Here is a 13,530-nt window from a genome sequence, read left to right as displayed (position 1 = left end):
ACCTTCTTACCTCTGTTAAAGAGTAAGCTGCTTTGAGGGGACCTTTTCAGGAGTATAAAGCTCAAAGCGTTGTATTTGTTCCTGTCTTAAGCGGTGAAAGTTGTTAACAGGCATCGCAAAGCTACCAGAAGCAGGCTTTACCAATCATTTGCTATCCAGCATCTGTTTTAAAGCAGGTTTTAGCGATATGGCATGGCCATGTCCGAAAGTGACAATTACCCGGTTATATTTATTTAAAGCCTGATCTATTTTATGAAGTAATATGCTATCCCTTATCATTTTTGATCTACGCCCAATAGCACAGAATCCGCAATCACCGCCGTTGATGTAATCAAATTTTTCCACTTCAGGTGTGATCTTCAGTTCAAAAGGAACGCCGGTATAGTGTTGATATAGTTGTTTTAAATAATCAAGAGACTTTTGTTTTTCGGATATAGGGAAGCCATTTTTTATAAACCACTTATCGATGGCTTTATGATATAGTTCCTCAAAGGAGCCGTTTCCATATGCCCCATATAGGTAAGGGATTACGAGGCGTTCCATCAGATAATAAAGCAGTAGCTGGTCCTGCGGATATTGCTTCAGCGTAATAACATATTCTGTACTGTCGTCCACATCACCGTCCATCATATGGATACCAGCTTTATCGCTCAGGTACTTTAATGCCCCTGTTTCGCCTTTCCGGCAGGCCCCTTCGTTCAGGGAGGTAAAATGTATGCTGTCGGCAATTTGCCCGCCTTCATTAAAGGCCAGCTCTGGTTGAAGATCGTTGAAATATTTTTCTATCACTTTAAACTGCGGGTGGGTACTATCCCTGTTGTGATCACAGCCTATGAACACGAGCCGCTTGTGATTCCTCATGAGGTCTATAACATAGGGAGGCTTGATTGTATCCATCATTTTACCTACTGTAACATAATCAATAGTGTTTAGTTTTTTTTCTGCAGGTGTATTGCAGGCAATAATTATACATATCAATACGATGTACTTATTCATTTAGTAATGTTTGAATTATCAAAATATATCCTCAATTATACTTTGTTACCACGGTACCGTTATAATATACTTCTGCTTTAAAAACACTGCCTACATCTGAAAGTGGAACAATGATGGTATAGATTATGTCAACATGATCATTGTGGATCTCAATGCTATTAAAAACAAGCGCACCATAATCATATAAATACATGAAATCTTCCTTTATTATTGCATTCTCGAATGTCGATTTATTGATGATGGTATCAATTACATTATTACCATCCACCTGCAACAGTAGTGAAGTAGCAAAATTATTTGAGACAAACTTATCCATCCCATAGAACTCAACATATTTTTTGGGGATTACTAAAGAACTATCAAATAAGCAGTAATTTTTCAAAAAGAGGTGTATTTCTTTCTTTCCTGCCAGAAACGTTGTATCAGTAGTGATAGTATCTTTATAACTGGCTATCCAGTCTTCTTTTACCTTTTTTAAATCTACCCCTTCGAATTCGCCTTCAGAGTCATTTGTTACGTTGTGAATAGCCGTATCAGGCTTTTGTAAAGCGATACTATCATGTATACTATTGGAAGGCTGAACACTATTGTTACATCCTATAACAATTAAAAAAACAATCAAACAGGCATATTTCATAGAAAATCAATTAGCCGCCAAGTATATTGCTACTGTAATATTACATTTTTTCATAAAATACTCTAGTTTAAAGATTATTGGTCTAATCTCCCAATTTTTCTGCCTAATCTGTTTAGTTTATAAGTATCGCAAGTCGCAAACAGTAATGCTTTAAAATAACAGTCCCGGCCTACGTAGTCGGGGACTGTTATTTATGATATAGCAAATATTATTGACAACACCTTAACTTCGTGTCCTTCAAAATAAGGCACCTTTAATTCTAGTAGAATACTAAACTATCATCTACACCATTCCCCTCATCATCTTGAATATACTCGTATTTTCCTATTAATTGATTAGATCTATCCCATAAAGTTATGGTTATCTCCAATAAGTATCTCTCCGTGTCTTCTAAAGAAAAGACAACTTTAATACTGGACTCTTTTAATTCAATTGTTTTTAATGGTACTGAGACCTCTTCTTCCAGGAAAGCATTGTCTTCATCGTTTATACAATTATTATACTTTTCTTTAGCCTTAGTATAAAGTAAGGTGAACTCATGTTTACTTATTTCAACTATCATAATTCGAAGCTAATTTAGTGTCCCGTTACTTTGTCAAAGTAAATATGCCCATTCGACATAGGATTACCATACATCCGAATATCTTCGCCCTTTCCTAAGATTTTCTCCTTGTATTGATATCCTGTCTTAGCAGCTTCAGTTTCTGTTAACCTGATTATACCTATCTGATTCTCTCCACCAACAATAGCTTTTTGAATTGCGGCAGCGATCTTCTTCTGAATAGAGCCATCCAATGAATTAGACACAGACGGCTTTACCCATCTCGAAGTCAGGCCAGAAATTTACCGCCAGCTTCTACCTCTCGGTGGACACCCTTGCTATTGGTTAACGCTTCCTACTATCCAGGTGCGTTCGGGACTCTCACCTAGAGTTTGCGTACATGCCGGGCGCACCTAAAATTAAAAAAGCGTAGCCTTTCGGCCACGCCTTTTTAATGTGCATCAATCCATTTTTCTGGATTATACCATTCCGGATTCTCCTCAAAAAACCTTCGTAATGTTTGTAATACTATGATTTTTAATTCCTCCTCAGATTTATCATTATCATAAATAATATGGTTTATCCATGGAATATTACCGGTCTTACCCACTTTATTTCGTAGCCAAAGACTTATAAATATGTACCATTTAGGTATATCATAAGCAAGACCTAAACCATCAACATAACCTTCCACATATGCTCGTAACGAAAGGAACGTCTTATCCGATAGTATCATTAAAGGACGATGTTCCAGAACATCTATCCATTCTAATATTTTTACAGTTTTATCCATACAATTATTTAACTGTTATCTTAGGCACGACATCGAATAATATATTTTCAGCGTACTCAAACATCGCTTTATAATCATTTAAGGGTATTCCCCCCTGATCCTGTCATTATATCAAAAACCTTTCCCTCTTTTATCACAGCAACATAGTGAGCCAAAAATGGAGCAACACCCTTTGAATATTGGACAGGACCTAACTGATTCCCAAATTTAGGAGTTATTCATAGAAACTCTCCGCTGTCATACCAGAATTTACTGGTGCCTGCATCCGATGTTTGCTGCGCAATAACCTGACCAAGCGTATTGTACTTGTACTGCGTAAACATCCTATGCGGCGGAAATGTAATGTGTAATTTCTTTTTAACTTTCCAGAGATGTATTACCATGAATATTTAATGAGCAATGTCGAGCTATTCAACTTTATAAAGGGCACATATATTGCATCGCGTAAAGCTCAGTTATAATCATTATCCGGCAATAATTCCTGCTCTATTGATATGTTTTACCGGGCAATACTGTTATTAAATATCGAATACAAATCGTTTTTCTTCTTTACTATATTCAACCCCAACTAGTTCTAATTTCAGATCATAGTTTTGAGCTAACCATCCTCTCATTGCACAATACAAACCTTCTTCCTGAAAATGAACTGGATTAGTCTCGACTGACTTTATATAAAAACAAACCGGAGAACCGTGTAACCTTTGATTAATAACTTCTGACAACTCAAAAATTGCCTTCTTTATATATTTCTCAATATCTAGTTGAGACAAAAAAAGCAGAGAACCGTTTATTCTTAAATAAATACCTTCTATTATTTGAAGATCCCCTTCAATTATTCCAGGGTTTATAATTTCTTCAACATCGATAAAAATAGCAACACCTAAAATACCTCTTAAAACAGCGTACTTATAAATCATAGCTTTCGTACGTTAAATAACTGAAAAACGTCCTTGCTAAAAGCGTAACCAATAACAACTACGCTTATTCCCCTTATTAATTTATTCTATTAGTTGAGTCAAAACTAACTATTTCATACCCTCATATTTTTTTAAGTTAAGAAGGAAATAAGTCGATAACTATACTGTCAATTAAACCAAAGCTTAGACGTTCAAACGACCAAATACTTATTGTTAATCAAACTGCTATTAACACCATGCAATTTCTCATTTCAAACACAATTTTCCAATATCATTTTCCATGCGAATATGCGGCCCCCATGACAAACATACTTCCATCAAGTATTAACAATGAGGACTGCATTGCTTCCCAATCCAAGCTTAATCTGCCCGATTTCAATTCAGTCAATTGACTAAAGAAACAGCAACTTTCATTCTTTTTATCAGCGTATAAAATCTCTCCAAAAGGGCACGCTTTTAATCTTTTCTTTGTCAAAAACATTGAAATATCTTTCATACCCTTCGTTTACATTCCAATATGGCTCTCCATCCTCATCATATTCTATATGATATATGTCTAGTTCATCCGCAAGTTCATGCAGTAAAAAATCCCGAAAATCAACGCCATAGAGAACAATATCAAACCCCAAAACAGACAAAATTGGCCTTTTTTCTAAAGACATATCCGCTACCTGAAATCGATGCCCTCGTATTGGAACCAACTCAGGCGCGGTCTTATATCTTTCATTAAATTGTCTTTCCCTTTCGTCAAGTGTTTCTGGCTTTGGGCCCCAACTATTTTCTAACCAATAACCAAACGTCATGGCCTCCTTGATTATAGTATTATAAGGGAAATTAATTTTGTTTTTTATTTCAAGATCATCTGTTAACCAATTTAAAAAAAAAGGACGTTCAACATATTCTCCAACTTGAGAAGGACGGCGTGTTTTTCGATCTATAGTATGTAGAATACGCAAAAAGTCCTTATGCTCAGGTGTAAATACAATCGAATACTTATCCTGTACAGTCTCAATTTCATTCTCCGTCATACCAATCCATTTCGCGTCATACATCCATTCATTACATATATATTCATTTGCGGAATCTTTTGGTTTCTTACTCCAAAAGGATTCAGTCTCAGTTTTCAACCAATATAAAAATTCTATATAATCGTTAGGAATTAACTCCATACATACTATTATTTATTTTAAGAAATTATTTAGCTGGAGGGGTTCAATTTACGACATCATTTGGTTTAAGCTCATAAATAGTTTTATAATGGTCTTTAGTCCAACCATACCTATAGCGTATTTCACCACCTTCCAATCTTATTTCCTGTTTTAAGATTCTGAAAGTATTACCATTATTGGGTACAGTCACCTCATATTCCCAACTGTCTCTCCATTCAGGATGTTCATTTCCCTGGTATTGCGTATGTACACCATTTTGCTCTCTCGGTGTTCCACCTCCATTAGAAATTTTTTGTGCCTCTTTTCTAATTTCGCTGCCCCCCTTATAGGCATTTGGATCTTTTTGATTCTCATACTTGCTCGGCTTCACACTTACGGGTTTAAAGTCAGTAAATCCAAAAGCGAACGTAACCGCATGTATAAAATTATCTAAATATGTTCGCCGATTTTCCCCACGTGCGCCATCAGTCTCCTCATCACTAGGAAAAAGCTGTGTAAATACTTCTGCCTGTGGAAACTTTTTCCAGATCTCAAAAACCTGCATATTTTCAGGACCAGAGATATGATATGTGAACTGATTATTAAGGGTAACAATTGCTTTCTTTGGTTGTCCCTGAGAATCCTTCCCCCCAAAAAGCCTATTAAGAGAAAAAAGGGTCTTATGAGATAGATCCCTTTCACCTGTCTTAACCAAAACCGATCCCGTTGTTTTATTAAACGTAAGTGTAAAATGAATCTCCTCCTCACCATCAATATCTGTTGCCTGAATAGGTGTATTCCCTGCGAACTGATAAGGGGTATACCACGGATATTCCTGTGTCAACGGATCCACTGATAAAAACTTACCCAACCTTGGATCATACACCCGCATGCCATAATCCTGCTGATTCCCATCACCTTTCACCTCATTATCATTCTCCTTACCATTAAACCCATATCGGTATTTAGGGCTGCTAAATCCTCTACCCGGCATCTGCATTCCAAATGAATAATACTCCTGAGAGGAGACAATATCTGCTTCGTAATGATCAAATAGATTTCCGGAGAAAATGCTGGTCTTCCGATCTGATACTGTTGCCAGTACATTACCTAAATGGTTACTTAACTCAAAGAACTTCTTACCCCGAATAAAATTAATATTAAATCCTGAACCAAGTCCTGCTAAATTAACTGTTTCTCGTATTATACTCGTGTCCACATTGGTATTCAATGTATTAATACCTAAACGGACACTTCCATACAGGTGCGTTTCTATTTGTGAAATAGCCCCACTGTTAATGGTATTATCTCCTTTAGTATACACACTCATCACATTTCCTGTTGCATCGCGTACATACCAAGTCTGAACACCATTCACTGTCTTGCTAACGCGGTTACCAGCCACATCGTAAGTATAGCTGATAGCAGTACCATCCGTTTTTGTAATGGTAGCAATTTTGCCGTAAAGATTCCAGCTGATATGGCTAATACTACCAGCACTGTCTTTTACAAGATTACCAATAGCGTCATAGTCATAGTTACCCGCAGACTGGTTATCAATATCGTTATCGTAATTAGTATCCGCAATATCATCTTTTATGAAATCGAGTTTGTTTGTACCTGTTTTATAGCTGTAACCCAGGCTATCCATTTGTTTATTTGGAACAGCCTTGTTACCATAACGATTGTAGGTAAGAATGTTGCCATTTGCATCATAACTGATAGACTCCTTATAATCAGGTAAAGCGACTGGCGTCCAGGTATTAGTAGTGGTATTTAAGCCATTGGATACCCGCATCTTTTTAAGCCTGTTAAGAACGTCGTAATTATATGAATACAGCGAGGCATTACCTAAGGAAGGCAGATACTGACTAATGGCAGATATATTACCGTTGAATAAGGAACTTAATCCAGGGACAGATGCAAATGGTGTTACTGTACTATTGACAGATTGATAGTCTCTGTTACCGTAATAATGTAATGCAAACCCAAACACATCTTTAGCGACCATATTTCCGGCAGCGCCATCATGGCCCATATCAAAAACAGGTGTTACTGCGGTACTATTTACCCCTTTCAGCCAGCCCTGTAATGTGTATGCATAATCCAGCCCTTGCACCTGCTGTTGTCCTATGATCGTTTTTGCCAGTAGTCCATGTTTATAATACTGGTAGTAAGCATCATTTTCCCAGTATATGTCGTCATTACTGGTTTCAAGATTTGTAATACGGTTCTCTGCATCGTAGCTGTAACGATGGTAAAACGCATCTTTCTCTCCTGACTGGTAGGCAACCTTATTCATTTTTCCACTGATCAGATCATAGCTGTATACCATTTTCTTGAAACGGTTACCGGCATCTCTCATGCCTCCCAGTTTATAATCCTGTAACAAGGTGTCTATGTTACCATGAGCATCATAACTGTAAAAAGTACCAACAGCATACTTACCATTAGTCTGATCTAAAGCTGTATTGTAAATAGCAGACCATGATACTCTGTTACGCAGGTTTACAGGGGAAAGATAGTACTGCGCTATTGCAGAGTAAGGGACATCATAGTTAGTATGGGTAATCTGTGTACGAGACGCAGTTGCATTATCAATCCATGCGGATAAAGAAGTCGCATTACGGCTGGTCTCTTTCGTCATGGCTGTGGCACTGGTGATCTCTCCTACTTCAGAGATACGGCCAAGGATATCATAAGTAGTATAGCTGTATTGATTCAGTAATGCCTGTTTAGCATTCTGAGAAACAGCTACTCTTCCTAAACGGTCATACCAGAATTTACTGGTGCCTGCATCCGGTGATTGCTGCGCAATAACCTGTCCAAGCGTATTGTACCTGTATTGCGTAAACATCCTATGCGGAGGCGTTAATGTATCTCCAGCTTCTCTCGCTGCCTTTACACGGTTTATCCAATTGTCTGAGCGGTCTATTACAACTCCCGCTGGTGGAACTGTTTTTACGAGGTTACCTGCCTGGTCGTAGTAGTAAAGTGTGTACTGGTATTCACTGGTGGCGTAATGCACCGTGAAGACTTCTTTTTGCCCAGCCTGCAGGGCAGTGTTGATGTAGTCATCTTCAAAGCTGCTCCTGACAGAATCACGGTAGGAGTTGAAAAGCTCAGTGCCTTTGCTGACAGCAAAGAATTCGTTGTCTGTACAATTGTCGGTAGTATTTACTCTGGCAGATGGGAATAATGGGGCTGCATTGCCACATAATAAAGGACCATTGTATAATTTGTAACAACTGTCACTACCAGTAGTACAAGTTAACACTTTATGCGTTGGATTAACAGTAGCAGGTGTAATAGTAATAGCCGTAACACTATCCTTTGACAACAAATCATTATGCGGCATGGTGTCGGTTTTAATAACCGATGCAGAAATAGTTGTGTATGTGGCATAAAGTGTACTATCACTACATCCTTCCATTCCTGAAGGAAGTGTAAACATCAGCAATGCATTATTGTTATACATCCCTGCCCCGGTATAACCAGCATCTGTCCTTTGCAGAATCTTATTTAAACTCAGACTACCTCCGTCTGACATCGTCCAGTTGGACCACTTAAGTGTATTAGATGAATTTATTTTATGCCAGCTAATCTGTGAGTTTGACCCATAAGCGAAATTCTGAACAGCCATCAAACCGCCGTCAGCTGTAGGAGTGACAGGCATCCATTGAGTAACTGCGGCATTCAGTGGTCTGGACAGTGTTTTTGCTGAAATGATATCACCGCTCTCTGATATATTTAATACACTATTAAACGTCGTTTGAGCAGTATTGGCGAAATTCAGCATATAGCCGGTAGGCGTTTTATAAATAAATCCTGAATAGTTTGATGTGTTCTGAGTACTACCCAGGTCAAATTGATACACTTTATAAAAAGCGCCTGTAAATCTGTTGAGTTTTATTACCACACCATCAAAATTCTGGGGAAGAGTTAATGTGTACGTACAACCCACCAACACCAATGTATCATTATTCTGAAGTAGAGAGCTTGCTATATCCCCACTAGTATTTCCTATTCTTTTTATCCATTGAGCATCTCCATTAACTGATAAAGCACCAACAAGCCAATCAGCCACGGTATTCGCAGCATCATGTCTGCCAAGAAATGCATAACCACTATCGCTTAATTGAATAATATCCGCAGCATTTTCGCCATTGTTTGTATTATATCCCACTCTTCGACTCCAGGAAACATTCCCGTTACTGGTTAATTTAACAATAAAAATATGGGTTCTCGCATCCCCCAGATTAGCTTCCGTACCAATGGCAATATATCCGCCATCAGACGTTGCTTTTACTTTTCCAAAATCGGAAGCTCCTGCACTTTTATAACTTCTGGCCCATGTCACATTTCCTGCTGAATCAGTTTTGATAAGATAGGCATATGCCTGGGTATCCGAGCCAATAGTAGAACCAGCCAGGAGATATCCATTGTCACTAGTGCCAATAACATCGTAAATGATATCACTCCCACCATTCGTATAACTATGCATCTTATTCTTCGGATGCGTACAAATCGAACTGTCTGTAGAAGTATAAATCGCACAGGTATCTCTGAATGCCAGGTATTCCCAGGCTTCCTTGCTGTATCCTAAACGGTTGTTCATGTATGCGGCAAAGAAGTCATTCTTTTTCTGCTGTAATGTATCCGTTTCTTCTTTTGTTGGTATGATGGTAGGGTAAGCAGTAGTAAAGCTTGTATACACAGCTTCTACCTCACTGCAGGAAGCACACGGAGGTGCTACATTACATTGAATCAGTGCCGGGATCACAACTGGTGTGGCCAAATAAGTACAGCTGCTGTTTGACGCACTGCAGGAAGTCAGTAATAAATCTAACTGGGATGTACTTAATGATACCCCTCTTGTTCTGTATATGTATGCGGAGAAAGTACTGTCTGCCGGTTTTTTATAGGCATTGTATTCTGTCTGTAAAGTGTGTAGTTTATTACATTCACAGTCAGTTGGTTTGGCATAGGATGCATTGTCACCGTATGCACGCTGCTTATCATAAGGCAACGGAGCTGTAATCAGGTAAGCATTGCAACGTATTGTATCATTAATACCAAGCTGCTGATTGTATTCGTTCATCACATCCTGGAAGCTCTTATAAGTATAGGTACTACCTGGTTTGGTAGTACTGGCACCATAAGGATGATCAATGTCTGCTCCTTCTTTACATACATTCAGTAATTTAGGAATGATCACAGTATTCAATACTGCTGTATCGTAAAACTGACAGGCAGATAACTGGCTGAGCCATGCACTCACATAACTCTTACAGTTGGCAGCATAAGAGTCTGACAGGGCTTTGTTCACCGAATCTTTAGCCGCAGTACTACTTCCCTTCACATAGTCCAGGTTGTTCTGCGTTAAGGCGGCATCAACATTCGTGAAGTTGAGTTGTTTTCCTGCGGTTAATAAAGCGGATGTTGAATATCCGGAACAGGACATGACCTTCAATTCATCATTGATAATGTTTGTCCTTGTCATTAAGTACATCTCACGGAAAGCACGCCATGCCATATCCAGATCCCCGGTACACATAGTCGCTTCACTGAAAGCACTGCTATCTGTGCTGTATTTAGCGTAACAGGCTGCATTGGTACTGGAATCAGTACATTTTAATGTCATCGTAGCTGCGCGCCATATAGAAATTTGCTCAGAAAGCGTTGTGCGTCCGTTATAATTTTTCATAACGGCTTCCAGCTTCGCCTGCTCGCCAGATTTCATGGCCAGCGAATCCTTACCTGCGAGCACGATTGGAAGGCTGAACGCGTTATTCGCCGTAGGGTTCAGATAACCGGAGTCTCTCGCTTCTGCATAAGTATCTACTGCTTCGAATTTGCGGCCCCAGTTGATCGCAGATTTAAATTGTTGCTCGTAAGCAATCAGCTTACAGTATTCCGGATGGAACTTCAGCAGGGAATCAGCCCAGGACGCTTTGAACTTCGAGGTAAACTGCTCTACGGATAACTGCTGCGGAAGCACATATGTATTAGTCGTTTCGTTGTATACACTATCAATATGCCCTGCAGCATCCAGGTAATGAATGGTGTCTCGCTGATAAGGAGCAGGGGTATCTTCGTCTTTACGATAGAAGATGGAATAGATGTCGAGTGTATCTTCAGCATTTGCATACTGACCGGCAGAAGATGCAGTAACATCTACCAGCATCGCATTGCGGATCTCATTGATCTCAGAAACCTGATTACACAATCCATCACAGGCCTCTATAGCGGCCAGATAAGCCGTTTTCATTTCTCCCTGATAACTGGTAGAGTCATCAGCAGTAATGCCCGCACGGCGCATGTAATTCGCTTGAAAAGCATTCCAGGTACCTACACTATCGCGACAGGATTGACAGTCAGGGATACACTGAGTATTCGTCAGTAAGGTCCGCTGTTGCTGTATGAACTGTTCCAGGGTAGTACACAGGTTCTTCTGCATGAAGATGCTGTCCCTGTAATAAGCCATTGCATCCCTGCTAATTGTGAGGCGTTTGGTAATCTCGTAGTTGCCACGTTTTAAAGGAATGATGAATTCGACAACCATCGGCTGAGGGGCACTGCAATCCGCAGTGATAGTATCTATGGTATAGTTATGCAGGATCGTATCAAAGGGCTTACCACCAAGACGCTGGTTGAAAGCATCATCGGTAATTTTAATCTCTAAATCATATAATCCTTTATAGCAAACGGTGCTGTCATTACAATCTTTCTTTTGCAATACCGGAGGGGTCAATGCATATTTAAAATGATAATCAGCATCGATTGCTACCAGTTGACTCTGATGACTTTCCAGTACCAGATCCCTGACAATATTACGGCCAGGGCCTGATAAAGTATCTGTCACTTCAAAAGGCACATTAGATTCCAGGTTCTCCAGGTTAGCACTATCCGGTGTTCCTGCGAGAGCCGTGGCAATGGTACGGCCATGCATGTCCAGATAGGACACCGCATACTGACCATTGGCATCAGACACCATGTTCTTAAAGTAATGTGACCTGTCCCCAACCTCTGTTCCAAATAATACATCCAGATCATTTTCACCGGGAGAACCATAAGAATACTTTACTTCATGATTGCTACCCAATCTGTAAACAGGTCCTACTCCACCCTGTCTGCTGATCCTGCCCGTATTATCCTGGGTGTAGGACGTTTCTGAGAAAGCAAAACCTCCGGCATCAGGGATATACTGATTAAAGCCGTTGTTCTTATCAGGATTGGCAGGTGAATAGTATTGGTTTGCACCACTAGAAGTTGCCATTCCGTTAGCACTGGCCGTCAGGAAATCTGCAGGAGATAGTAAGGTATCGTAATTGCCTTTATCATATTCAGCACCATTCAGGGCTGCATTAAAGTTGCGGGAATATTTAATCACGTTGCCCAATGTAGGTGCAGGCATCACCTGGATCACAGGACGCCCCTGGTAGTCATACAATGACTCGCCCACTACAATTGTATTGGTACTGTTGTCTTTGGTAACGGTTTGCCTGCTACGCAGACTACCATCATAATACTGCATTACTACCTTCCGCTTACCTTCTTCGGCAAAGTTGATGGTAGACTGCCAGTTCAAAGAGCGCTCGTGCCCGTCAAAGTTGTAACTGGCCAATCCTTCACCTCCCGCATCAGCAGAGCTCCAGGCAGTTTCAAAACGCACATTGTTCTTCTTTTCCTGCACTGCTCTAACCCTGCAATACAATACACCTTTGTTGTCATACATCAAAGGAATGTTGTAGGAGTTATCAGCCAGTGTAACACGGGTTGCATTGTTGCGAAACAGTAACAGCGGATCTACAGGATTGCCATATTTATTGTCTGCCAGCGCACTCGAATCAATATAAGTCCACTCCAGATCGTACACATCTGCTCCTGTTATCACATCCCAGGTAGCCCTGATCTGATCTCCGGAAGCTGTATCAAAGCTGATTTTTTTAAGTGCATCACCTACACAGGATAATTTGTATACCGGATGTACATCCATCTCATTCTCTACTACCAACACAGGCAATATATCTGAGGTAGCATCGGTGGACACACTGAGTATTTTTAATGTCACCTTGTGTGCATTGTTAAATACAAAACTGCTCCTGCTGGTGTAAGTACTGGTATCAGAATAATTAATCGTGAGTGGCTTATCAATAGAATCCACGACCAAATCCGGTCGCGTATAAATGATACGCACGTTCACTGTTGCAGTGAAGACTGTGGGCAGTTTAAAGACCGCAGCTTCATTGATCCGGAAAGTGATGATATTCTTTACCTGGTAAGGAGTATCGAGTTTACTCTGTGTCGCGGGATCAAAATAAACGCCGTCTTTTACTGTAACAAAAGAGTCTTTTGCTACCTGGTTTTCACTTCCGTCCAGCAATTGTTTCAACACCGTGATCGTCTGTGCCTGGCTATTACCTGCTACTGCCAGCAATACCAGCAGTATGATCCATTTAAATTTCTGTTTTAGCAACAAATGCATAAAATCCTTT

Annotated in this window: 8 protein-coding genes; all 8 read right to left on the bottom strand. The window is 39.8% G+C overall.

Features of this window, described 5'->3' with window-relative positions:
* Positions 1 to 144: 144 nt before the first annotated feature.
* Entirely contained in the window at positions 145 to 996 is an 852-nt protein-coding gene (locus BMW86_RS25695) for a hypothetical protein (RefSeq protein WP_089785414.1), read from the bottom strand.
* A 31-nt stretch (positions 997 to 1,027) separates the two neighbouring features.
* Positions 1,028 to 1,633: a hypothetical protein gene (locus BMW86_RS25690; protein ID WP_089785412.1), complete on the bottom strand. Its 606-nt coding sequence runs from the start codon at positions 1,631 to 1,633 to the stop codon at positions 1,028 to 1,030.
* 259 nt (positions 1,634 to 1,892) lie between these two features.
* Positions 1,893 to 2,195, bottom strand: a complete 303-nt coding sequence (locus BMW86_RS25685; RefSeq protein WP_089785410.1) for a hypothetical protein — start codon at positions 2,193 to 2,195, stop codon at positions 1,893 to 1,895.
* A gap of 14 nt (positions 2,196 to 2,209) precedes the next feature.
* Positions 2,210 to 2,440, bottom strand: a complete 231-nt coding sequence (locus BMW86_RS25680; RefSeq protein WP_143056695.1) for a hypothetical protein — start codon at positions 2,438 to 2,440, stop codon at positions 2,210 to 2,212.
* 185 nt (positions 2,441 to 2,625) lie between these two features.
* The gene (locus BMW86_RS25675; RefSeq protein ID WP_089785405.1) at positions 2,626 to 2,967 is read right to left on the bottom strand and encodes a hypothetical protein; all 342 of its coding nucleotides are present in this window, start codon (positions 2,965 to 2,967) and stop codon (positions 2,626 to 2,628) included.
* A gap of 518 nt (positions 2,968 to 3,485) precedes the next feature.
* Positions 3,486 to 3,884 carry a hypothetical protein gene (locus BMW86_RS25670; RefSeq protein ID WP_089785403.1) on the bottom strand — a complete coding sequence of 133 codons (399 nt, stop codon included), beginning with the start codon at positions 3,882 to 3,884 and terminating at the stop codon, positions 3,486 to 3,488.
* A gap of 422 nt (positions 3,885 to 4,306) precedes the next feature.
* Positions 4,307 to 5,053: a hypothetical protein gene (locus BMW86_RS25665; protein WP_089785402.1), complete on the bottom strand. Its 747-nt coding sequence runs from the start codon at positions 5,051 to 5,053 to the stop codon at positions 4,307 to 4,309.
* Positions 5,054 to 5,096: 43 nt separating this feature from the next.
* Complete coding sequence (locus BMW86_RS25660) at positions 5,097 to 13,520, bottom strand: RHS repeat domain-containing protein (RefSeq protein WP_089785401.1); 8,424 nt, start codon at positions 13,518 to 13,520, stop codon at positions 5,097 to 5,099.
* Positions 13,521 to 13,530: the final 10 nt, after the last annotated feature.

Source organism: Chitinophaga sp. YR573 (assembly GCF_900110995.1).
In the GTDB taxonomy this organism is placed as follows: domain Bacteria; phylum Bacteroidota; class Bacteroidia; order Chitinophagales; family Chitinophagaceae; genus Chitinophaga.
The sequence above is the reverse complement of the archived record's forward strand: the minus strand, read 5'-3'. Positions and strand labels throughout refer to the sequence as shown.

Excerpts from the sequence above, each read along its gene's own strand:
- BMW86_RS25695 (WP_089785414.1), bottom strand. The coding sequence starts at position 996 with ATGAATAAGTACATCGTATTGATATGTATAATTATTGCCTGCAATACA.
- BMW86_RS25690 (WP_089785412.1), bottom strand. The coding sequence starts at position 1,633 with ATGAAATATGCCTGTTTGATTGTTTTTTTAATTGTTATAGGATGTAAC.
- BMW86_RS25685 (WP_089785410.1), bottom strand. The coding sequence starts at position 2,195 with ATGATAGTTGAAATAAGTAAACATGAGTTCACCTTACTTTATACTAAG.
- BMW86_RS25675 (WP_089785405.1), bottom strand. The coding sequence starts at position 2,967 with ATGGATAAAACTGTAAAAATATTAGAATGGATAGATGTTCTGGAACAT.
- BMW86_RS25670 (WP_089785403.1), bottom strand. The coding sequence starts at position 3,884 with ATGATTTATAAGTACGCTGTTTTAAGAGGTATTTTAGGTGTTGCTATT.
- BMW86_RS25665 (WP_089785402.1), bottom strand. The coding sequence starts at position 5,053 with ATGGAGTTAATTCCTAACGATTATATAGAATTTTTATATTGGTTGAAA.
- BMW86_RS25660 (WP_089785401.1), bottom strand. The coding sequence starts at position 13,520 with ATGCATTTGTTGCTAAAACAGAAATTTAAATGGATCATACTGCTGGTA.